Origin of the sequence: Pseudomonas soli (genome assembly GCF_021283165.2) — a bacterium.
GTDB lineage: Bacteria > Pseudomonadota > Gammaproteobacteria > Pseudomonadales > Pseudomonadaceae > Aquipseudomonas > Aquipseudomonas soli.
In genome coordinates, this window is the sequence record NZ_CP128543.1 from 4,642,967 (window position 1) to 4,664,652 (window position 21,686).

A 21,686-nucleotide genomic window follows, 5' to 3' on the forward strand; every position below is an offset into this window, starting at 1 on the left:
AGGCCCGGCAGGCTCGGTAACGTGACCGGCACTTTTTGCCCGAACACCGGAGCCCGCCTGATGCGCCTCACCCCTTCCCTGCTGCTCACCGCCCTGCTGCCGCTGTTCGCAGGCTGCCAGATGCTGGCCGAAAAACCGGTCGACCCGAACCTGGGCACCACCCGTCTGCAAGGCGAACTGAGCGCGGCCGGCGGCCATCTGCTGTTCAAACCCTGCAACGAGAGCCGCCGCTTCATCGTCAACGACGCTGCCAGCACCGGCATCCTGCAAGAGGCCGCCACCCTGGCCGACGACGCCGGTGACAAGCTGTTTGCCGATGTCCGCGCGCGCATGGCCGGCAGCAAGCAGGCAGGCAGCGACGGCCAGCTCGACGTGACCCGCCTGTACCGCCTCGACACCTCCGAATACCGTGGCTGCGAAGACCCCAACTTCAAGCAGTTGACCCTGCGCGCCGGCGGCCACGAGCCGGACTGGGACATCAAGGCCAGCGGCAAGGGCATGGTGCTCAACCGCATCGGCCAGGAGCCGTTGCCATTGCCTTACCTGGAAGAAGCGCTGCCCGGCGGTGGCCTGAGCCTGTCCAGCGAGGCCAACGGCCAGCGTGTCGAACTGTGGGTCGCGCCACAGCGCTGCGTCGACGGCGCCACCGGCGCCATCCGTCACCTCAAGGCCGAGCTGCGCATCGACGGCAAGACCCTGCAGGGCTGCGCCTACTACGGCGGCGCCCGCGACCTCTGATCACCGGGTGCTTTTATCCTGCCAGTCGGGGCGGCTAACAGCTTATACTTGGCGGTTTGTGTAAAGCCGCCGGCCGCCCATGGCCGGGATACTGGACCCTGCCATGCTACGAATCACCGAACTGAAGCTGCCCCTGGACCACTCCGACGACGAGCTGCGCGCCGCCATCGTCCAGCGCCTGGGCATCAGCGATGAGCAACTGCTCGGCTTCACCCTGTTCAAGCGCAGCTACGATGCGCGCAAGAAGAACAGCGAGCTGCTGTTCATCTACACCATCGACCTTGAAACCAGCAACGAAGACGAACTGCTGCGCCGCTTCGAAAGCGACGCCAAGATCGGCGTGGCCCCGGACGTCAGCTACAAGTTCGTCGGCCAGGCCCCGGCCGAGCTGCCTGCGCGCCCGATCGTGGTCGGCTTCGGCCCCTGCGGCATCTTCGCCGGGCTGCTGCTGGCGCAGATGGGCTTCAAGCCGATCGTGCTCGAGCGCGGTAAAGAGGTGCGCCAGCGTACCAAGGACACCTGGGGCCTGTGGCGCAAGAGCGTGCTCAACCCCGAATCCAACGTACAGTTCGGCGAAGGCGGCGCCGGGACCTTCTCCGACGGCAAGCTATACAGCCAGATCAAGGACCCGAATCACCACGGGCGCAAGGTACTGGAAGAGTTCGTCAAGGCCGGCGCGCCCGACGAGATCCTCTACATCAACAAGCCGCACATCGGTACCTTCCGCCTGACCAGCATGGTCGAGAAGATGCGCGAGGAAATCATCACCCTGGGCGGTGAGGTACGCTTCGAGCAGAAGGTCACCGACCTGCTGATGGACGGCGAGCAGCTCACCGGCGTTGTACTGCAGAGCGGTGAACAGTTGCACTCGCGGCATGTGGTGCTGGCCCTGGGGCACAGCGCCCGCGATACCTTCCGCATGCTCCACGCCAAGGGCGTGTTCATGGAGGCCAAGCCGTTCTCGGTCGGTTTCCGTATCGAGCACCCGCAGTCGCTGATCGACAAGGCGCGCCTGGGCAAGTACGCCGGCCACCCGAAACTCGGCGCCGCCGACTACAAGCTGGTGCACCACGCCAAGAACGGTCGTTCGGTCTACAGCTTCTGCATGTGCCCGGGCGGCACCGTGGTCGCCGCCACCAGCGAGCCTGGCCGTGTGGTGACCAATGGCATGAGCCAGTACTCGCGCAATGAGCGTAACGCCAACTCCGGCATCGTCGTCGGTATCGACCCCGAGCGCGACTACCCGGGTGGCCCGCTGGCCGGTATCGAGCTGCAGGAGCGCCTGGAAGCCCATGCCTACGTGATGGGCGGCAGCAACTACCAGGCACCGGCGCAGTTGGTCGGTGACTTCGTCGCCGGGCGCCCGTCCACCGCGCTGGGCAGCGTCGAGCCGTCGTACAAACCGGGCGTGACCCTGGGCGACCTGGCACCGAGCCTGCCGGACTTCGCCATCGAGGCGATCCGTGAAGCGCTGCCGGCCTTCGACCGCCAGATCAAGGGCTACAACCTGCACGACGCGGTGCTGACCGGCATCGAAACCCGCACCTCGTCGCCACTGCGCATCACCCGTGACGCCAGCTTCCAGAGCCTCAACCTCAAGGGCCTGTTCCCGGCAGGTGAAGGCGCAGGCTACGCCGGCGGCATCCTGTCCGCTGGTGTCGACGGGATTCGCATCGCCGAAGCGGTGGCACGGGATATCCTCGGGCTGAACGACTAACCCGATCGCCTTTTGCAGGCAAAAAGAAACCCCGACACGGCCAAGCCGGTCGGGGTTTTCTTTTCAAGCGTGCCGTCAGTGAGTGACGCGGCTGGTGCCGTCGACAGTCATGATGCGAACACGCTCACCCACACGGAAGATCTCGTTCTGCTGCACTTGCTGCACGTAGGCGCGCATGCTGCCGTCGTCTTCACGCACGGTGATCTCGACGCCTTGGGTACGGGTCAGGCCTTCTTCGGCGGCGGAGCCTGCCAAGCCACCGGCCACGGCACCGATCACCGCCGCGACGATGCTGCCACGGCCACCACCGACGGCACTGCCGGCGACACCACCGACAATGGCGCCAGCGCCGCCACCGATTGGCGTCTTGGTGCCTTCGATCTTCACCGGACGCAGGGATTCGATGGTGCCCATGCGCACGGTCTGCACGCGGCGGGCCTCATCACGGGAGTAGCTGTCGCCGGTCAGCGACGATTGGCAGCCGCCCAACAGCAGCGACACGGTGGTGAAGCTGGCCAGCAGCAAAGCGGATTTACGCATGGGGACAATCTCCATAAGACAGGTGTCCATTAGACTCCGCGCCTTGACAAGTGTCACGGCGCAAACGTTATAAAATTGTTCTCATTCAGCTCAGGTACAGCCGTTGCTGGCTGATTTGCGGGCCTACAGGTGAGACCAAGGATAGCCATGGATTACTTCATCGTCGTCGTCGTGACGGTCGCCGGGCTGTATTTTCACGGGTGGCTGTATGTGCGCATGCGCCGCTGGATGGACCGGGACCTGGCGCTGTCGCTGGCCGGGGAGGATCCGGCGAAGCAGGACTTCATGCTCAAGTTGCTGGAGCGGGCGCGGGTGGAGAAGGTGCGGCGCAAGGAGTTGGCGGCGTGGTTGGAACGGGAAGCGGCGGGGTATCGTTGATGATGGGGCCGCGTTGCGGCCCCATTCTTGTCAGGGCGCCAGGCGCTCGCGCGCCCACTGGCCATTGACCAGGCGGTAGTTCAGGCGGTCATGCAAGCGGCTCGCTCGCCCCTGCCAGAACTCGATGCGCTCGGGTAGCAAGCGGTAACCGCCCCAATGCTCCGGGCAATGCGGCTGGCTGTCGGAAAAGCGCGCCTCGGTAGCCCTGACCAGGCCTTCCAGCTCCTCGCGATCGGCAATCACCCGGCTCTGCGGCGACGCCCAGGCCCCCAACCGGCTGCCCAGCGGGCGCACCTGGTAATAGTCGTCCGACTCCTTGGCCGTGACCTTCTCCACCCGCCCCTCGATCCGCACCTGGCGCTCCAGCGCCGGCCAGAAGAAGGTCATCGCCGCATAAGGGTTGGCCGCAATGTGCTGGCCCTTGGCACTTTCATAGTTGGTGAAAAAGGTAAAACCGCGTGCGTCCAGCGCCTTGAGCAGCAACACCCGGCAATGCGGACGCCCCTCGGCATCAACGGTGGCCAGGGTCATGGCGTTGGCTTCCACCGGTAGCTGCTCGGTCTTCACCGCATCGGCGAACCAGTGGTGGAACAGCGCGAACGGCTCCCCGGGAGCCTGGGCTTCGGCCAGGCCATCACGGGTGTAGTCGCGGCGCATATCGGCCAGGGATTGGGTCATGCTGCGTTTCCTTGACGATCAGTTGGTCTTCGCAGGGCTGTTGGCGGCGACTTTCTTGTCGGTGGCGGCCTTCTTCGCGGCTGGCTTGGCCACAGCGGCTTTCTTCTTGGCGGTGGTGCTGGCCTTGACCGGCGCCTTGGCTTTGGCGGCAGGTTTCTTCGCAGCCGGCTTGGCGGCGGCCTTGGCGACAGGCTTGGCGGCCGGGGCCTTGGCGTCCTGGGTGGCAACCATCGCCGCCGGAGCCGGCGCCGGGGCGGCCTGCTGGTACTTGGCGAGCAATGCGACCATGGTGTTCTGCGGGGTCAGCAGCAGTTCGACACGGCGGTTCAAGGCACGGCCTTCGGCGCTGTCGTTGGCGGCACGCGGCATCACCGCGCCCATGCCCTTGAGCATCAGGCGGTCGCGCTGCAGGCCGCTGAGCCGGAAGATCGCCGACACCGAAGCGGCGCGCTCGAGGCTGAGCTTCTGGTTGGCGGCCGTGGCGCCGCTGGTGTCGGCGTGGCCGAGGATCAGCACAGCGGTCTTGGTATCGGTCTCGATGACCTTGGCGACCTGGGTGATCGGGCCAAGGGTCGCGGGCAGCAGCATGTTCGGGCGATCAGGGTTGTAGGAGCTGTCGACGGGGATGGTCACCGCCAGCAAATCCTCGCGGCGCTCCAGCTCGAACTTGCTGCCCTTGATCGCTTCGCGGACCTTCGGCTCGTACTGGTCGAGCCAGGCCTGCGTGGCCTTGTGGTCGATCTTCGGCACCGCCGCGACCGTGTCCTTTTTCTCATCGCTGCCGAACGGCCACCACCAACGGCTGCCGCTTTCGGACTTGGCGTCGGCCTTGGCCACGTTCTCGACGACGGCCTCCTTCACTTCCTTGTCAGCGACCTTGTCCGAACCAAATGGCCACCAGTTCAGGCCACCGTCCTTTGCGGCGTCCGGGGAGTGGCTGGCGCAACCGGTCATGGCCAGGCACAGGGCGAGTGCTAAGGTTTTATGTGAAGACATCAGCGATACACCATGAAATAGAAAGAAATTTTGCCCATACGCTTCAGGCGTTGGCATTGAGGATAGTCAAAGGGAACTGGCAATACCCGCGTTACCCGATCAAAGGCAACTGCCAAGCACCCGCACCAGTTTCTGCGCGCGGGGATCCATCAGCACGTAGGGGCCGAGGGTATTGGTGACGAAGCCGAAGGCCACGTCATGTTCGGGGTCGGCAAAACCGACCGAGCCACCGGCGCCGGGGTGACCGAAGGCACGTGCGCCAAGGCCGAAGGTGGCGTTGGCCACCTCCGGCTGGTCGAGCATGCAACCCAGGCCGAAACGGGTCTGGGTGAGCAGCGTGCGGTCCTGGCCCAGGCTGTGCTCGCGGGTCAGTTCGTCAAGCAGTTCGGATTCGAGCAGGCTGCCGTCGAGCAGGCCGGCATAGAAGCCCGCCAGGCTGCGGGCATTGCCATGGCCATTGGCCGCCGGCTGCTGCATGCGCCGCCATTCGGGCTTGTTGGTGCTGGTGAGGATCGCTGGCGGGTTGGTGAAGGCCCGGGTGGACAAGGCCTCGGGCTCGCGCATCGTCACCTGCAGCAGGCGCTGGGCGGCGGCATCGCCAGGGTTGCCCTTGCCGCGGGCGATATGCGCCACGCGGTGGAACTCTTCATCCGCCAGGCCAACGTGGAAGTCCAGGCCCAGCGGCTTGGCGGTGCGGGCGACGATGGAGTCGCCCGGACCACGACCATCGGCGCGGCGGATCAATTCGCCAATCAGCCAGCCGTAGGTGATCGCCGCGTACCCGTGCTCGCTGCCGGGCGTCCACCAGGGCGTTTCAGCGGCAAGGGCATCGACCATGGCCTGCCAGTCATACAGGGCTTCGGCCGGCAGCAGCTCGCGGATGGCCGGCAGGCCGGCGCGGTGGCTGAGCAGCTGGCGCAGGGTGACTTGCTCCTTGCCGGCCTGGGCGAATTCCGGCCAGTAGCGCGCCACCGGCGCGTCGAGGGCGAGCTTGCCCTCGCCCACCAGTTGCAGGGCGGTGACGGCGGTAAAGGTCTTGGTGCAGGAGAACAGGTTGGCGATGGTGTCGCTGTGCCAGGCCTCGCGGCCATCCTTGTCGGCACTGCCGGCCCACAGGTCGACCACGGTTTCTCCGCCGACCTGGATGCACAACGCGGCACCACGTTCCTGGGGATCCTCGAACAACGCGGCGAAAGCATCGCGCACCGCCTCGAACTTCAGCTCATAGTGACCCTGGATCTGCACCCGACTACCTCTCTTTACTGCCTGGCTTGCAAAGGGGTGCATTGTTTCAGTAGTTGGGCGATTTGCCTACTGAAGATGGCTGGGTGGTTATCCGGAACTACGGCTTGTCCAACGCTGTGCGCAAATGCCCAAGGACTTGCAGGTTGCTGCGGCGTACCGCCTCGATGAACCCCGCATAAGGCACATCGGTGACAGCGACCAGGCCAAGATGACCGTTCTCGCCATCGAGCAGGCGCCCACTGGCGGGTTGATCGAGATACTGGAACCAGTGCGCGCCGACGATCATCGGCTGATTCATGGCGGCCTTGAGGAAGTTGGCATACGCCGGGCCACGATCTTCCTCGCGGGCCACTTCCAGCGGGCCTGGCCAGAACGGACCACGGTCGCGCGAGCCGAACTGGAACTCCGAGACCAGCACCGGCTTGTCGAGCTCGGCCAGGCGGGCGAAGTCGTAGCCGTCGTCAGGCTTCAAGGTATAGAAGTTGAAGCTCAGCACATCACAGAACTCGGCGCAGGCCTTCACCGCCTCGGGGGTGCTGACCGCGTAGCGGCCACCGAGCAGCAGATGGTTGGGCGCATGCCATTTCAGCGCGTCGGAAATGGTCTTGAAATAGGTTTCGGCAAACACCTGCTGGAAGTACTGGTAGTCGCGCTCGATTTCCGGATGCTCCGGGTTGGGCAACGGCGCCTCGAAACCCGGGTCTTCCATCAGCTCCCAGGCGGTCAGCTCAATACCCCAGGCCTTCGACAGCCCCTGCTGGTTGCGGTACTTGTCGCGCAGTTGCTTGAGGAAGGCGCGCTTGGCCGGCACATCGGTGGTCAGGCGCAAGGTGCCATAGGCCAGGCCATACCGTGCCTTGGGGTCGTCCCCCGGCGCGGCCCAGGCCAGCTCGTTGTCGGCGAAGTAACCGATCAGCCAAGGATCGTCACGGTGATCCCGGGCAGCAATGGCCACGGCACGCTCGGTGGCCATGGCGAAACGCGGGTCGAACGGGTCGGGCATGCGCCCCCACCAGTCCATGCCGGTGCTGATGCTGGCGTAGTCACCGACGATCGACAGCGGCAGGGTGTACGGCAGGCGCTTGGCTTGCCCGAGCGACACATCGCTCCAGTTGCCAAGGGTATTGAAGCCCCAGGCCTGCAGGCGATCCAGGGTATGGGTCTGCCAGCGCTGGGCGTCCAGCACCGCCACCGGGCACGCCACCTCTCCCTGCGGGCAAGGCTTGCCGTAGGTGCGCTGAAGATTGGCCGCGTAGAAGTCGAACCAGCGCCCCTGCTTGAAACCACGGCCTTGGGACGACGCATTGCCGTCATCGTTGTTGCCTTCGCCATAGAAGGCACTCAGGGTGTCGCCTTCTCCCGGCAAGGCTTTGAACATGCCCTCACGGCCGGCGACATAGGTGCGCCCGCCATCGGCGGCGACGGCATTGACGCCGAGCGAATAGAACGGATGCCCTTCCGGCGTCACCAGGTACCAGCGACCGTCGCGTTTCTCGGTGCGGAAGAAGCCCTTGGCTTCGAACGCAGGACCCTCCAGCAGGCCGCCATAGGTATCCAGCTTGAGCTTGTCGCGCTCGGCCAGCCAGCCCTTGAGCTGTGCCTGTTCACGGCTGTCGGCAGCCTTGAGCTGCTCGTCGTTGACGATTCTTTCCGGCCAGCGACCACGGGTCGATTGCCCATAGACATCGATCAGTTGGTCGTAGGCAGCCTTGAACGCCTGGTCGTCATCCTGCACGCCGACCTTCTCGATCAACAGGCTCTGCGCAACCTTGGGGCCGGGGATGCTCAAGCTGACCGAGGTGACTTGGGCCAGGTCGGCTGCTCCTTCGCTGCTTGCCAGCAGCAGGCGCTGGCCTTCGTAGGTCCAGGGCATCGGCGGCCCGGCGCGCATGCCCTGGCTCAGTGGTGAACGGGCCTTGAGCGGTATCATCACGGTCTGCGCAGGCCCGGCCGGCAGGTCGATGCGGCTGGTGAGCGTGCGTCCGTCGCTGCTTTGCACCACCACATCAACGGTCAGCGCCCAGTCCATGCCGCTCTGCAGGCGCAGGGTCAGCGCCTGGCCGGCAGACCAGTCCCACGCCCCGCTCTGCGGCGCGAGGCGCAGTGTCGGCTGCGCCACCGGGTTGAACACCACGCGCCGCAACACCTCGCCTTCGGCTGTCTGCTCCGCGTTGTACTGCGGCAGGCTGGTGTCCTGGGTGATGACATTCACCACCGAGGCCGGGCGCACGAAGCTGAACAGGGTCTGCTGCCCGGCCAGCAAAGGCGCACTGAACAACACGGAGAACACGACAGGCAAGGCGCGGCGGATCATGGGGCGGTGGCTCTCCTTCGGAGCCCGTCATGGGCTCGCAATCGAGTAATGGACAACGGGTTGTGAGTGTTGCTCCGGCAGTCAGCCGATTTCCCGTCGGAAAGGTGGCAGCGCATTGAGAATAGCCTTGCCATAGCGTTGCGTGACCAGACGGCGGTCAAGCAAGGTGATCACGCCACGGTCCTGCTCGGTACGCAGCAGCCGGCCACAGGCCTGGATCAGGCGCAGCGAGGCGTCGGGCACGGCGATTTCCATGAACGGATTGCCGCCACGGGCTTCGATCCATTCGGCCAGCGCGGCCTCGACCGGATCGTCCGGCACCGCGAAGGGGATCTTGGCGATCACCACATGCTCGCAATAGGCGCCCGGCAGGTCGACACCCTCGGCGAAGCTGGCCAGGCCGAACAGCACGCTGTGTTGGCCGTCGTCGACCCGCGCCTTGTGCTTGTTCAGGGTTTCCTGCTTGGACAGGTTGCCCTGGATCAGCACCAGCTTGCGCCAGTCGCGGTCCAGGCCGTCGAACACGTCCTGCATCTGTTTGCGCGAGGAGAACAGCACCAGCGCGCCGCGGGCGTCCTCGACGATGGCTGGCAGCTCGCGAATGATCGCCGCGGTGTGCGCCGTGGCGTCGCGCGGATCGGCACCCAGGTCGGGCACCCGCAGCAGCCCGGCGTCACCATGCACGAACGGGCTGGGCACCACGCACTGAACCGCGTCGCGTGGCAGGCCCGAACGCATGCGGAAGCGGTCGAACTTGCCCAGCGCAGTGAGCGTCGCCGAGGTCACCAGGGCGCCATAGGCGACGTTCCACAGGCTCTTGCGCAGCATCTCGGCAGCGAGGATGGGGCTGGCGTTGACCTCGATGTCGAACAGCGCGCCGCTTTCGGCCAGGGTCAGCCAACGAGCCATGGGCGGGTTGTCTTCGGGGTCTTCAGCGGTAAAGGCGGTCCACAGCTCCCAGTTGCCCTGGGCACGGGTCACCAGGCTGCCGAACAGTGGGTACCACTCCTCGGCCTGGTGGCTGGCGATACCGATGTTGTTCTCGCCGTCCATGCCTTCCTTGAGCAGGTCGGCCAGGCGGGTGAACAGGTCGTTGAGGCGGGCGAAACCTTTCTTGAGCTCGATGCCTACTTCACGGATCTGCTCCGGTACCACGCCGCCCTCGAAGCGATAACGCGGGCGGTCGCGACCTTCCATGTCCTCGCCGGCGCGGAAGTCCGCCACCTGCTCGCACAGGGTGAACATGAACTGCTGCTGGGTACGCACCTCGCGGGCCAGCTCCGGCACCTGCTCGATGTACTTGCCGAGGTCGCCCGGCAGTGGATGCTGGGCCAGCAGTTTGGTCAGGTTCTTGGCGGTCTGCTCCAGCCAGTCGGCGGTGGAGCGCAGCCGCGAATAATGGGCGAAATGGCCGATGGCCTTGTCCGGCAGGTGGTGGCCTTCGTCGAACACGTACATTGTGTCGCGCGGGTCGGGCAGCACGGCGCCACCGCCAAGTGCCAGGTCGGCCAGGACCATGTCGTGGTTGGTGACGATCACGTCGACCTTGCCCATGCCTTCACGGGCCTTGTAGAACACGCACTGCTGGAAGTTGGGACAGTGCCGGCCGGTGCATTGGCTGTGATCGGTGGTCAGCCGTGCCCAGTCCTGGTCCTCGATGGCCTCCGACCAGCTGTCGCGATCGCCGTCCCAGCGGTTGCCGGCGAGCTTCTCGATCATGCTGTTGAACAGCTTCTGGCTGCGCTCGTCGACCTCGATGCGAAAGCCCTCCTCCTCGAACAGCTGGGCGGTGGCCGACTGGGCGTGGCCTTCCTGCAGCAGGACGTCGAGCTTGGACAGGCACAGGTAACGGCCACGGCCCTTGGCCAGGGCGAAGCTGAAGTTCAGCCCGCTGTTGCGCATCAGGTCGGGCAGGTCCTTGAAGACGATCTGCTCCTGCAGCGCCACAGTCGCGGTGGCGATCACCAGGCGCTTGCCGGCGGCCTTGGCGGCGGGGATCGCGGCCAGGCTGTAGGCGACGGTCTTGCCGGTACCGGTACCGGCCTCGACGGCAACCACCGCGGGCTCGCCGGCACGGCGGCCTTCATCGTCGCTGGCGATATCGCCGAGGACCTTGGCCACTTCGGCGATCATCAGGCGCTGGCCGTAACGCGGCTTGAGGCTTTTGGCTTCGAGGAAACGCGAGTAGGCGCCCTGGATGGTGGCTTTGAGTTCGTTGCTGATCATGGTCTGCAGGCGCCCGGAGGGCTGGATATATTTTCAGTGTTTCGCATGGGCCGGCTATCATACCCCGCTATTGCCCTTTGTGCCGCATGGAGATCCGGATGCTTGCCTTTGCCCTGCCCTACACCTTGCATGTCCTGGCCGCCCTCGTCTGGGTCGGCGGGATGTTCTTCGCCTGGCTGGTGCTGCGGCCGGCCACGGTTGCAGCGCTGGAGGGGCCTGCGCGGCTGCGATTGTGGGTGGAGGTTTTCCAGCGGTTCTTCAGATGGGTCTGGCTGGCGGTGGCGGTGCTGGCTGTCAGCGGGGTCGGCATGATCCACCTGCGGTTTGCCGGGTTCGAGACCGCGCCTCGTTATGTGCAGGTGATGATTGGCGGGGGGATTGTCATGTTTGCGTTGTTCATGCGGGTTCAGGGGTTGTTGTTGCCTGAGCTGCGTGCGGCGGTGGAGGCTGGGGATTGGGCTTCGGGGGCTGGGGTGTTGGGGCGGATTCGGCGGTTGGTTGGGGTTAATTTGTTGATTGGGGTGTTAGTGGTGGGGGTGGCAAGTTCGCGGGTTTTGGTTTGAGGGGTTTGGGTTTGGCTTGAGAGATTGTTTTGGTATTTGTAAGCACATTCGTAGACGATATCGACATTTAGTCACCCTTTCGCCTTTACGGCGACCTACTTTTGTCTTGACAAAAGTAGGCAAAACCGTTCGGCTCCGTTCATACGGCCCCTACGCTTCGCTCCGGGGTTCCCTCGCTCCGTTCTTGCTCCCGTGGGTACCGCGCTGTACGCCCCATCCTGGGGCGCAGCGCTCGACGGCCATCCATGGCCGTCGCCCACTACGCAAGAACTCCACTCGGCCTCCTGAAGTCGCAATTGGTGGCGCCTGAACTATCGCGCACTTAGAAGCAAGATCAAGAGCAGATCAAGAGCAGATCAAGAGCAGATATGTTGGTTTTGTTAGTGGCTGTTATATTGTTCTTCATTACGCTATCGCGGGGCAAGCCCGCTCCCACGTTGAATCACGTAGTTAAACTATGGTGGGAGCGGGCTTGCCCCGCGATGTTGATCTAGAGTTCCCACGATGGCAACTAGCGACTAGCTGCGTTAGTGCAGGCGCCGCCCGTAACTTCGCGACTTCAGGAGGCCGAACGCAGGACTTGCGGAGGGAGGTGACGGGCATGGATGCCCGTCAAGCGCTGCGCCCCAGGATGGGGCGTTCAGCGCGGTCCTCCCGGGAGCAAGGCCGGAGTGAGGGAACCCGGAGCGAAGCGGAGGGCCGGATGAATGGAGCGAGGATTTTTTGGTTCCTTTTTGATCCTTCAAAAAGGGACCCGCCGTAAGGGCGGAAAGGTGAATAAGCGTCGACATCGCAAATGAATGCGCATACAACTTCCAACACCAACTAACCAAACAACCAAACAACCAAACAACCAAACAACCAAACAACCAAACAACACTACCCCAGAAAAACTCAAAGCCGCTGAAGAATCAACTCCCCCGAGGCCCCAGCCAACCCAGGCTGCCCGGCCTGCCCAGGCCGCCCATTCCCCCCCGCATCGGTCCGATAAACCAGACACCCCTTACTGACCCCACCCGCCCCGGCCTTCCCCGCAGCCCCCGCCTTACCAGGCGCACCACCATCAAGCCGCACCACAATCCGCTCCTGCGCAAACCCTTCAGGCACCGCCAGACGAACTCGCCCACCGGGAGCCCCATCATGCCCGTTGCCACCATCATCGCCATTCGCCCCACGACTGGCCTGCCCCCAGGTGCAGCCCCCAGGCTTGCCATTGGCGCCGTCGAGCCCGACATACCCCGGCGCCCCAGCCCCGCCCCGGGCGTCGATCGATAGCCGCTCCGCCTCCAACGCCTGCAGCCGCAGATCCAGGTTACGCCCCGGCCGCGCGGGCCGCTCGTAGCTTCCGGGCGCCCCTGGCGCACTGAATTCGCTACCCTCGCCCAGCCGAGCCGTCAACGCCTCGATGCGCAGGTCGCGCTCGGCCGGCGCGATGGCGATGCGCGCATCGCGCCCCAGTTCGAGCCGGTCGATCTTCAGTTCGGTAAGGCTGGCTGGTAGCAACAAGGTCGCCGAGTCGGCCACCCGCAGGTGCTCCAGATGCACGCTAGCCGCCTTGTTCGGCAGTCGCAGCATGGAATGGGGAGCAACCTCCAGGCTTTCGGCCTGGGCCAAGGGTGTAGCCATTACAGCCAGCAAAATCAGTTTACGCATGGCTCGGCGCCTCCTGCGACCGGGGAATGGACATGACATGGAAGATGCCGGTCAACAGAATCTGCAGGCGGTCGAACCAGCGGTGGCTGCGCCCGCGCAGGCTGCCGTTGAAGAACAGCACCTCGAGCACATGCAGCGACAGCACGACGATACCTGCGGCATTGATCAGCAGATTGAGCGGCAATGGCTGCGGCATGAACTGGTTGAACAGCACCACACCCCAGAATGCCACCGTCAGAGCCTTGCCCAGGCCCAGGATGAACTTCATACCCCGCCCCCATGATTTATTGTTATGCCGAAGCGGTTCGTTCGAGCGGACCGCGTCGGCAACAGTAACCCTACTGCCGGGGCATGCGCCAGAGGGGTCAGTTCAGGTGGAGTTCCACCCGTCGGTTGCGCGAGCGACCTTCGTCGGTGTCGTTGTCAGCCACCGGCTCACTCTCGCCACGGCCCTGGCTGGTCACCTTGTTCGGCGCCAGGCCCTGGCTGATCAGGTACTCCGCAACACCGCTGGCACGGCGCTCGGACAGGCGTTGGTTGTAACTGTCGGAGCCCACGCTGTCAGTGAAACCGATCACCTTGACACTGGCCACACTGGGATCGTTGAGCTTGGGCAGCAAGCCCTGCAGGCGCTGCTGGGCACCCTGGGTGAGTTCGGCGGAGTCGAAGGCGAACAGCACCTGGCCCTGATCATCCAGCGTGATCACCTCTGGGGTCGCCGCAGGCTCTGGCTGCGGTGCGGTGGCTGGATATTGCGGCAACGGGCAGCCCATATGGTTGACCTGGGTACCAGCCGGGGTATCCGGGCAACGGTCGCGGCGGTCGAAAACGCCATCGCCATCCTCGTCGCCATCCTGGGCATAACAAATCAACCCACCGGCAATCGCACCGGCAACGCCGGCACCAGCCGCCCAGCTGGAACTTTCGATGGCGCCCAGGCCGCCACCGACCAAACCGCCAAGCAGGCTGCAGATGGGCCATGTCCTTTGATTGAGGGGCGCGCTGCCATCGCTGTGGGTGGCGCAGCCTGCCAGCAGGCTCGTGGCCACCACCAACGGCAGTGCCGCTTTCGACAATACACGCATGGTGAATGCTCCTGTGTCACCGGCCGCTACCGGTCACACAGGAGTAAAGACGTGCCCACGCCACTTCTCAAGGCGCGGGCACATCGCCGTCAACGCTGGATCTTGATCTCGGTTCGACGGTTCATGGCACGCCCATCGGCGGTGGCGTTGTCGGCGACCGGCTGCGTTTCACCCGCCCCCACCACCGAGACGAAGCTGGCGCGCGGTACACCGCTTTCGACCAGGTAGTTGGTCACCGACTGGGCGCGGCGCTCAGAGAGCTTCTGGTTGTAGCTGTCGGAGCCAACGCTGTCGGTGTGACCGGAAACGCTCAGTCGCGCGCTCGGGGCTTCCTGCTTGAGGCGCGTGGCGATGGTGTTCAGGCGCTCTTTGTCGGTGGCCGTCAGGCGTGCCGAGTCAAACTCGAAATGCACGTCACGGATGACGATGACTTCTTCCTTCTGTACCACGACCTCCTCGACCACCGGCGCCGGCTCCGGCGGGCAGCCATTGGCGTCGACCTGCACGCCGCGCGGGGTGCCCGGGCACTTGTCGCGGCTGTCCGGGACGCCATCGCCGTCTTCGTCACCGTCACCATGGGCCCAGCAGTAACCCGCCGCCAGGCCGCCACCGAGCAAGGCGCCCCAGCCAGCCCAGCTGGAGCTCTCGATCGCGCCCAGGGCCGCGCCGCCAACGCCCCCGACGGCAGCACACTTCGGCCAGTCGGTTTTCTGTAAACCTGCACAACCAGTCAACACACTGGTGAGCAGAACCAGGGGTATCGCTGTGCGTACTATGCTCATCTTGTTGCTTCTCCTAGGGGGAATCGGTAGAAAACCGATGCTCTGGGAGTAAAGACCGGCGCTTCCCGCTCTGCCAACAATAAGCCACGCCGCAGCGGCGCGCCCCTTTGCCCGCTGGCCTGGGACCGTTAGTCTTGAGCGACCTGAACGAGGAATGGCAATGACCGAAGCTTTCTCCCAACGCACGCCCCAGCAGGCACTGGCCGCCCTGCTGGAGCGCTTCACCCCGCGCCACTTGCTGCTGGTGGGCAGCCGCTTCCCGGCTCTGGAAGCCTTCGCCGCCGCCCATCCCGATACCCATATCGAAGCCACCGCACCCGGCCCGCTGCCCGCCGAACAGGCCGCCCGGCGCTTCGACCTGGCGGTGCTGGTCGATTGCCTGGAGCACCTGCCCAAACGCACCGGCCTGGAGCTGCTGGGCGGCATTCGCAACCTCAACGCCAGCCGCGTCGCGGTGCTGGCCGACCTGACCGCCTGCGGCTGGCAGGCCACCGACTTTTACTCGCTGGCGCTCTCGGCCAGCGAGCAGTTCCAGCGCGATGACCAGGTGTTGAGCCTGTTCACTTATGATCTGCATGACTACAAGCAGGTCCCGGACTGGCTCAATGCCAAGTTCTGGGCCAACCCAGAAAACTTCGGCAAGTACTGGTGGTGAACGAATGAGTGTCTCGATCTGCCCCTGCGGCAGTGGCAACCTGCTCGATACCTGCTGCGGGCACTATCACAGTGGAACACCAGCGCCGGATGCCCAGACGCTGATGCGTTCACGCTACAGCGCCTATGTGCTGGGCCTGGTGGATTATCTGGTGGCCACCACCCTGCCAGCACAGCAACCGGGCCTGGACCGCGCCGCCATGGCGGCCTGGAGCGCGCAGAGCACTTGGCTAGGCCTGGAGGTGGAGGGCGCCGAGGTGCTGGGCGGGCAGCCCGAGCATGCCTTCGTCACGTTCACCGCGCGCTGGCACGACCTCGAGGGCGATCACCAGCACCGCGAGCGCTCGGCATTCGTCCAGCATGCCGGACGCTGGTACTTCATCGACCCGACCGCGCCCCTCAAGGCCGGACGCAACGACCCCTGCCCCTGTGCCAGCGGGCAGAAGTTCAAGAAATGCTGCGCCAGTTACTTCGGTAGTTGAGCATGCGCACCCTGGCCCGCCTGCTCTCGCTCAGCCTGCTGCTGTGCGGGTTGGCGGGCTGCGTCAGCTGGGGCAGTGATCCCTGGCGCGAACCACAGTTGCACCTGCTTGAGGTGGAACCGGTGAAGGTGCGCCTGCACCAGCAGGAGTTCGTTCTGCACCTGCGGGTCGACAACCCCAATGACAGCCGCCTGTTCATCCGCCACCTGGCCTATTCTGTACGCTTGGGCGACCTGTTGCTGGCCGAAGACGAGGCCAGCCTGTGGCGCAGCGTTGGCGGCCATGCCCGGCGCACCTTCAAGGTCACCGTGCGGACCAATCTCTGGCAGCACCTCAAGCCTCTGGCAAAGCTGCTCAAGAGCGGGCAACCCGTGCAGTATCAACTGCGTGGCGAGCTGGCCACCGGACTGTTCGTGCATCGGGACCTGCACTTGAGGCAAAGGGGTGAGATAATCCCCGGCGATCTTAAACCGGAGTAACGCTGCAATGACCCAACAACCCCATGTCCATGGCCCCGACTGCGATCACGATCACGGTCACGACCATCACCACGACCACGGCCATGTGCACGGCCCGCACTGCAACCACGGCCACCAGGAGCCGGTGCGCAACGCCCTGAAGGACGTCGGCCGCAACGACCCTTGCCCATGCGGCAGCGAGAAGAAATTCAAGAAGTGCCACGGCGCCTGATCAACGTCAGCGCACGTGTTCAGGGCCAAGCCCACTCCCAGGCAAACCGTCGTGGGAACGGGCTTGGCCCATGATCAACCCGCTCCAGCATGACCACTGGTAAATAAAGCTCCCCGGCACCTTGCACGGCGACTGCGCGCTCACTACCTTAGCGCCTTTCAGAACCCCGCCACGCCCTGCAGGAATCCAGCCATGGCCGCCCCCGTCCTTCCACCCTTCCCCCTCCGCCTCGGCAGTGCTGCCGCGTTGCTTGGCCTGCTCGCGCTGGGCGGCTGCCAGATGGGTGGCTACCAGGACAGCGTCCTGCCCTACAGCGGCGTGCAACCGCTCAAGGGCCTGGCGCAGAACGTCTCGGTACGGCGTAACGCCATGGGCGCGCCGCTGATCGAAAGCAGCAACTTCCATGATGCGCTGTTCAGCCTGGGCTACCTGCATGCCGGGGATCGCATCGAGCAGATGGTCGCCATGCGCCTGCTGGCCCAGGGGCGCCTGGCCGAGCTGGCGGGAGCCGACGCCCTGGAGATCGACCGGCTGATGCGCGCGGCCAACCTCAAGCAGGGTGCCAGCCAGCTGTATGCCGATGCCTCGCCGCGCCTGAAGCGCTTCTTCGAAGTCTATGCCCGCGGGGTCAACGCCTACCTGTTCCGCTATCGCGACAAGTTACCGGGCGAACTCGCTCGCAGCGGTTATCGCCCGGAATACTGGAAACCCGAGGATTCGGCGCTGATCTTCAGCCTCTACGCCTTCAGCCAGTCGGTGAACCTGCAGGAGGAACTGTCGGCATTGACCCTGGCGCAGAAGGTCGGTGCCGACAAGCTGGCCTGGCTGCTGCCCGGCGCTCCGGACGAGCCCCTGGCCGAAAGCGAAGTCGACAAGCTCAAGGGCCTGAACCTGGCCAGCCAGCTGCCGGGCCTGGGCGCGCTCGCCGCCACTGGCCAGCAATTGGCCGACCTCGGCCTGCTGGGCGTGCCCGGCTCGAGCAACCTGGCCCTGTCGCCCCAGCGCAGCCGTGCCGGCAAGAGCCTGCTGGCCAGCGACAGCCGCGCTGCCTGGGCACTGAGCCCGGTGCAGATCCACACCGGCAAGTATCAGGTCGCCGGCCTGTCGCTGCCGGGGCTGCCGATCGTACTGGCAGGCTACAACGGCAAGCTGGCCTGGAGCAGCAGCGCGGTGATGGCCGACAACCAGGACCTGTTCCTCGAGCAGGTGCGCCGCCAGGGCCCCCAGCTGACCTACCTCGCCGACGGCAAGTGGCAACCGGCGCGTGCCCGCAACGAGACCTTCTTCGTTCGCGGCAAGCGCCCTCAGCGCGAGGTGATGTACGACACCCGCCACGGCACCCTGTTGCCGGGGCATGGCAGCCTGGCCCTGGCCCTGCATCTACCGCAGCTCAAGGATGATCGCAGTCTAGATGCGCTGTTCGACCTGACCCGCGCGCAAAACATCGAGCGTGCTTTCGACAGCACCCGCGAGGTCGGTGCGGCAGCGCTGAACTTCGTGTTCGCCGAGCCCCAGCATATCGGTTGGCAGGTCAGCGGACGCTATCCCAACCGCCGTGAAGGCCAGGGCCTGCTGCCCTCGCCAGGCTGGGACGGGCGCTACGACTGGGATGGCTACGCCGACGCGATGCTGCACCCCTACGATCAGGATCCGCCCGCCGGCTTCATCGGCCACGCCAACCAGCGCAGCCTGCCCAAAGGCTACGGCATGCAGCTGTCGAGCAGTTGGTACTACCCCGAGCGTGCCGAACGCCTGGCCCAGTTGGCCGGCAACGGTCGTCACGACAGCCGCAGCCTGATGGCCCTGCAAAACGATCAGGTGACACTGCTGGCCGACAAGCTCAAGCAGATGTTCGACGCCCCCGGCATGGCCCAGCCGCTCAAGCAGGCCATCGACGCCCTGCCTGGCGCCCAGCGCGACAAGGCTCGCGATGCGCTGGCGCGGCTAAAGGCCTTCGATGGCCGGCTAAGCCCGGTGTCGGCCGATGCCGCCTTGTACGAACTGTTCCTCCAGGCAGTCACTCGCCAGACCTTCCTCGATGAACTGGGCCCGGAATCCAGCCCGGCATGGCAAGCGTTCATCGGCAATGCCAAGCTTTCCTACTCCGCCCAGGCCGACCACCTGCTGGGGCGCGAGGACAGCCCGTTCTGGGACGATCGCGGCACGCCGCAAAAAGAAGACAAGCCGGCCATCCTCGCCCGCAGCCTGGCTGCGGCGGTGGATGCCGGCACCACACAACTCGGCGCCGACCGCCGTGCCTGGCAGTGGGGCAAGCTGCATCAGTACCGCTGGCCGGCACCGGCCTATCACGGCCTGGGCGACAAGCTCGAGCGCGCGCCCCTGGCGGCGGGTGGCGACTTCAGCACCCTGGCCCTGACGCCCTATGCCTGGGGGAGCAGCTTCGACACCCAACTGCCGGCCTCGGCGCGGATGATCGTCGATTTTGGGCAGACCGAACCGCTGCAGGTGCTGACCAGCAATGGCCAGTCCGGCAACCCGGCCAGCCACCATTACAGCGATGGGCTCGATGCCTGGTTCAAGGGCCGCTTCACCAGCCTGCCGCTGCAACCGCAGAATTTTGCCCGGGCCTACGGTAGCCAGCGGTTGACGCTGGTGCCTGGCAAATAGGCCTTCGGCCCCACGGAAGTAGCTTCCTGGCGCAGCATCTGCGCCAGGAAGGAACCTCTCGGATCATCTTCAGGCAGCTACCACCGCGAGTTCTATGCGTTGTCCCAATACATGCAAGGCATGCTCGACCTGCTCGATCTTGGAGCGATGCAGCAAATCAACCAGCCGGTCCACCTGCGGCCGATTAACGCCAAGCCGTCGGGCCATTTCGGTCTTGGTCACGTTCTGAGAGACCATGGTGTTCCACAGCGCCGCCTTGGCCGCGGTCAGCGCCGGCAACCTGACAATGGCCTCGGCTGACTGCACTGGTGTCGGCAACGGAATGGCTGCCCGACGCTCCACGTACAGGGAAAGCGCTGACTCCAGGGCATCCACTGCATCGAACAATGCTTCATCGAGCGTATCGCCCGCACTGGCCATCTCAGGTATATCCGGACAACTGATCCAGACACTGCCTGTATCACGGTGCACGTTTACCGGATAGTCGAAATTCATTTGGAAACCTCGTTGCGTGGTCAGTCGCTCAGTCCAAGATCCTTGAGGATCTTCTTCCTCAGCCCCTCCCCTGTTTCCTTGGCGCCGTGGTCGGGGAAGATGGTTTGTCGATTGCCCAGGTAAACCTTGAAATGGCTGCCTTTGGCAGGAACGAAGGTGGCTCCCTGAGAACGCAGCCATCGACGTAGTTCGCTGTACTTCATGCATGCACCAGGAGAAAAATGCAGCAAACAGGTTGCACTCGCAACATATTTGTTGCGCAGCGCGATGAAGCATCAGTAGACAGCACCTGCGGGTTCGGCATGTCCTCATTTCAGGTAGTCCATATCCGAGCTCCACCGTCCGCCCGGCCGATATGAATAGTGCGCCAACGCCGAAGTTATGCTTCTATCCTTGATCCCGGCCCTTGCCGCACAGCGCTCACATCAGGACCACCATGCACCACTCGACCCACGACCTGCTCTCCCCTGTCCCGGGTATCGCCCGCCAGTTGCACAGCTTCCATTTCGGCCCACGTGGCGCCGGCAAGGTGTACATCCAGGCCTCGCTGCATGCCGACGAGCTGCCGGGCATGCTGGTGGCCTGGCACCTAAAGCAGCGGCTTGCGGACATGGAGCAGCAGGGGCGGTTGCGCAAGGAGGTCATCCTGGTGCCGGTGGCCAACCCGGTCGGCCTCGAGCAGGTGTTGCTGGACGCGCCCCTGGGGCGCTTCGAGCTGCAAAGCGGCGAGAACTTCAACCGCAGGTTCGTCGACCTGTCGGACAACATTGGTGACCAGATCGAAGGCCACCTCTCCCAAGACCCGGCGCACAACCTGGCGTTGATCCGTGAATACCTGCGCCGGGGCCTGGATGCCCACCCCGCGCACACGCCGCTGCAGTCCCAGCGCCTGACCCTGCAGCGCCTGGCCTGCGACGCCGACATGGTGCTCGACCTGCATTGCGACTTCGAAGCCGTCGAGCACCTGTACACCACACCGGAGGCCTGGCCCGAGGTCGAACCGCTGGCACGCTACCTGGGCGTCCAGGCCAGCCTGCTGGCCACCGACTCGGGCGGACAATCGTTCGATGAGTGTTTCAGCCTGGTGTGGTGGCAGTTGCAGCAGCGCTTCGGCAAACGCTTCCCGATCCCCCAAGGCAGTTTTTCGGTGACCATCGAGTTGCGCGGCCAGGCCGATGTCAGCCACGCCCTGGCCACCCAGGACTGCCAGGCGATCCTCGACTTCCTGACCCACGCCGGGGTCATCGAAGGGCAGCCTGCCCCGTTGCCGGCGCTGCGTCGACCGGCCACGCCACTGGCAGCGGTGGAACCGGTCATGGCACCGCTTGGCGGGTTGCTGGTGTTCCATGCCAGCCCCGGCCAGTACCTGCAAGCCGGGACACTGATCGCCGAGGTCATCGACCCGCTCAACGACCGGGTCACTCCCTTGCGCAATAGCCAGGCGGGGCTGCTCTATGCCCGCAGCATCCGGCGCATGGCCACGGCGGGCATGGTGGTCGCCCATGTGGCAGGCGAGCAGGTCTGTCGCAGCGGTTACCTGCTGGGCAACTGAGCGGCGTCAAGCCACGGGAGCGGGAGGCGGCTCATCCGGCAAGGTCGGTTCGCCCGGCTCCATCGGTGGCTGCTCGCCAGGCTGTGGCGGCTGGGGGGTGTCGGGATCAGGCTGGTGAGGCACGCCGCCAGCGCGCATGGGCAGTGGCGTGTGTATCGGCGGATGGGCCAGCAGCGACCAGGCCAGCAATCCGATCTGGTTCGGCTGCAGGACGGCCAGCTTGGCACTGATTGCGGGGTCAATTTTCATGGAAGGCTCCTGACGAGAGCC

At 65.0% G+C, this 21,686-nt stretch carries 23 protein-coding genes; 10 read left to right on the forward strand and 13 right to left on the reverse strand.

Annotated elements, in window-relative coordinates:
- The first annotated feature begins 60 nt into the window (after positions 1-60).
- Positions 61-738 (forward strand): COG3650 family protein, encoded by a 678-nt coding sequence (locus LU688_RS21435; protein WP_094012561.1) that lies wholly within the window; start codon positions 61-63, stop codon positions 736-738.
- A gap of 103 nt (positions 739-841) precedes the next feature.
- The gene (locus LU688_RS21440) at positions 842-2,455 is read left to right on the forward strand and encodes an NAD(P)/FAD-dependent oxidoreductase (protein WP_094012562.1); all 1,614 of its coding nucleotides are present in this window, start codon (positions 842-844) and stop codon (positions 2,453-2,455) included.
- 75 nt (positions 2,456-2,530) lie between these two features.
- Here LU688_RS21440 and LU688_RS21445 read toward each other — a convergent pair whose 3' ends face one another.
- Positions 2,531-2,995, reverse strand: a complete 465-nt coding sequence (locus tag LU688_RS21445; protein ID WP_023632818.1) for an outer membrane lipoprotein — start codon at positions 2,993-2,995, stop codon at positions 2,531-2,533.
- Positions 2,996-3,142: 147 nt separating this feature from the next.
- Here LU688_RS21445 and LU688_RS21450 point away from each other — a divergent pair, with 147 nt between their 5' ends.
- Positions 3,143-3,373 carry a hypothetical protein gene (locus tag LU688_RS21450; protein ID WP_031316816.1) on the forward strand — a complete coding sequence of 77 codons (231 nt, stop codon included), beginning with the start codon at positions 3,143-3,145 and terminating at the stop codon, positions 3,371-3,373.
- A 30-nt stretch (positions 3,374-3,403) separates the two neighbouring features.
- Here LU688_RS21450 and pdxH read toward each other — a convergent pair whose 3' ends face one another.
- From pdxH to dinG, 5 genes are all read right to left on the reverse strand, one after another.
- Positions 3,404-4,051, reverse strand: coding sequence for a pyridoxamine 5'-phosphate oxidase (gene pdxH / locus LU688_RS21455; protein WP_094012564.1), 648 nt, complete (start codon positions 4,049-4,051; stop codon positions 3,404-3,406).
- A gap of 18 nt (positions 4,052-4,069) precedes the next feature.
- Positions 4,070-5,047, reverse strand: a complete 978-nt coding sequence (locus tag LU688_RS21460; RefSeq protein WP_104445001.1) for an OmpA family protein — start codon at positions 5,045-5,047, stop codon at positions 4,070-4,072.
- A gap of 99 nt (positions 5,048-5,146) precedes the next feature.
- Positions 5,147-6,292 carry an EstA family serine hydrolase gene (locus tag LU688_RS21465; RefSeq protein WP_038706650.1) on the reverse strand — a complete coding sequence of 382 codons (1,146 nt, stop codon included), beginning with the start codon at positions 6,290-6,292 and terminating at the stop codon, positions 5,147-5,149.
- Between the two features lie 97 nt (positions 6,293-6,389).
- Positions 6,390-8,606 carry a beta-galactosidase gene (locus LU688_RS21470; RefSeq protein WP_104445000.1) on the reverse strand — a complete coding sequence of 739 codons (2,217 nt, stop codon included), beginning with the start codon at positions 8,604-8,606 and terminating at the stop codon, positions 6,390-6,392.
- 81 nt (positions 8,607-8,687) lie between these two features.
- Positions 8,688-10,832 (reverse strand): ATP-dependent DNA helicase DinG, encoded by a 2,145-nt coding sequence (dinG, locus tag LU688_RS21475; protein WP_046854477.1) that lies wholly within the window; start codon positions 10,830-10,832, stop codon positions 8,688-8,690.
- A gap of 98 nt (positions 10,833-10,930) precedes the next feature.
- Here dinG and LU688_RS21480 point away from each other — a divergent pair, with 98 nt between their 5' ends.
- Complete coding sequence (locus LU688_RS21480) at positions 10,931-11,395, forward strand: CopD family protein (RefSeq protein ID WP_046854476.1); 465 nt, start codon at positions 10,931-10,933, stop codon at positions 11,393-11,395.
- Positions 11,396-12,289: 894 nt separating this feature from the next.
- Here LU688_RS21480 and LU688_RS21485 read toward each other — a convergent pair.
- From LU688_RS21485 to LU688_RS21500, 4 genes are all read right to left on the reverse strand, one after another.
- Positions 12,290-13,048: a hypothetical protein gene (locus LU688_RS21485; RefSeq protein WP_094012389.1), complete on the reverse strand. Its 759-nt coding sequence runs from the start codon at positions 13,046-13,048 to the stop codon at positions 12,290-12,292.
- On the reverse strand, positions 13,041-13,316 hold the full coding sequence (locus tag LU688_RS21490; RefSeq protein WP_023632547.1) for a DUF1145 domain-containing protein: 276 nt from the start codon (positions 13,314-13,316) through the stop codon (positions 13,041-13,043). Before LU688_RS21490 ends, LU688_RS21485 begins: the two co-directional genes overlap by 8 nt.
- 97 nt (positions 13,317-13,413) lie before the next feature.
- Positions 13,414-14,133: a PA1041 family peptidoglycan-binding anchor lipoprotein gene (locus tag LU688_RS21495; protein ID WP_046854473.1), complete on the reverse strand. Its 720-nt coding sequence runs from the start codon at positions 14,131-14,133 to the stop codon at positions 13,414-13,416.
- A gap of 89 nt (positions 14,134-14,222) precedes the next feature.
- A complete protein-coding gene (locus tag LU688_RS21500; RefSeq protein WP_038706655.1) occupies positions 14,223-14,915 on the reverse strand; it encodes a PA1041 family peptidoglycan-binding anchor lipoprotein in 693 nt (230 codons plus the stop codon).
- A gap of 160 nt (positions 14,916-15,075) precedes the next feature.
- On the opposite strand from LU688_RS21500, the gene LU688_RS21505 reads away from it, so the two are divergent.
- The 5 genes from LU688_RS21505 to LU688_RS21525 all read left to right on the forward strand — a co-directional run bounded on the left by LU688_RS21505 (position 15,076) and on the right by LU688_RS21525 (position 19,369).
- A complete protein-coding gene (locus LU688_RS21505; protein ID WP_094012390.1) occupies positions 15,076-15,570 on the forward strand; it encodes a DUF6231 family protein in 495 nt (164 codons plus the stop codon).
- Between the two features lie 4 nt (positions 15,571-15,574).
- Complete coding sequence (locus LU688_RS21510; protein ID WP_038706657.1) at positions 15,575-16,051, forward strand: YchJ family protein; 477 nt, start codon at positions 15,575-15,577, stop codon at positions 16,049-16,051.
- A gap of 2 nt (positions 16,052-16,053) precedes the next feature.
- Complete coding sequence (locus LU688_RS21515; protein ID WP_023632502.1) at positions 16,054-16,530, forward strand: LEA/WHy family protein; 477 nt, start codon at positions 16,054-16,056, stop codon at positions 16,528-16,530.
- A 7-nt stretch (positions 16,531-16,537) separates the two neighbouring features.
- The gene (locus LU688_RS21520) at positions 16,538-16,741 is read left to right on the forward strand and encodes an SEC-C metal-binding domain-containing protein (RefSeq protein WP_023632501.1); all 204 of its coding nucleotides are present in this window, start codon (positions 16,538-16,540) and stop codon (positions 16,739-16,741) included.
- Between the two features lie 192 nt (positions 16,742-16,933).
- Positions 16,934-19,369, forward strand: coding sequence for a penicillin acylase family protein (locus LU688_RS21525; protein WP_160290661.1), 2,436 nt, complete (start codon positions 16,934-16,936; stop codon positions 19,367-19,369).
- A 69-nt stretch (positions 19,370-19,438) separates the two neighbouring features.
- On the opposite strand, the gene LU688_RS21530 is transcribed toward LU688_RS21525, so the two are convergent.
- Positions 19,439-19,864 carry a type II toxin-antitoxin system HicB family antitoxin gene (locus tag LU688_RS21530; RefSeq protein ID WP_023630767.1) on the reverse strand — a complete coding sequence of 142 codons (426 nt, stop codon included), beginning with the start codon at positions 19,862-19,864 and terminating at the stop codon, positions 19,439-19,441.
- A 20-nt stretch (positions 19,865-19,884) separates the two neighbouring features.
- Positions 19,885-20,067 carry a type II toxin-antitoxin system HicA family toxin gene (locus LU688_RS21535; protein ID WP_094012392.1) on the reverse strand — a complete coding sequence of 61 codons (183 nt, stop codon included), beginning with the start codon at positions 20,065-20,067 and terminating at the stop codon, positions 19,885-19,887.
- Positions 20,068-20,300: 233 nt separating this feature from the next.
- On the opposite strand from LU688_RS21535, the gene LU688_RS21540 reads away from it, so the two are divergent.
- Positions 20,301-21,416 carry a succinylglutamate desuccinylase/aspartoacylase family protein gene (locus tag LU688_RS21540; protein ID WP_094012393.1) on the forward strand — a complete coding sequence of 372 codons (1,116 nt, stop codon included), beginning with the start codon at positions 20,301-20,303 and terminating at the stop codon, positions 21,414-21,416.
- Positions 21,417-21,422: 6 nt separating this feature from the next.
- On the opposite strand, the gene LU688_RS21545 is transcribed toward LU688_RS21540, so the two are convergent.
- Positions 21,423-21,665, reverse strand: coding sequence for a hypothetical protein (locus LU688_RS21545; protein WP_046854466.1), 243 nt, complete (start codon positions 21,663-21,665; stop codon positions 21,423-21,425).
- Positions 21,666-21,686 lie beyond the last annotated feature (21 nt).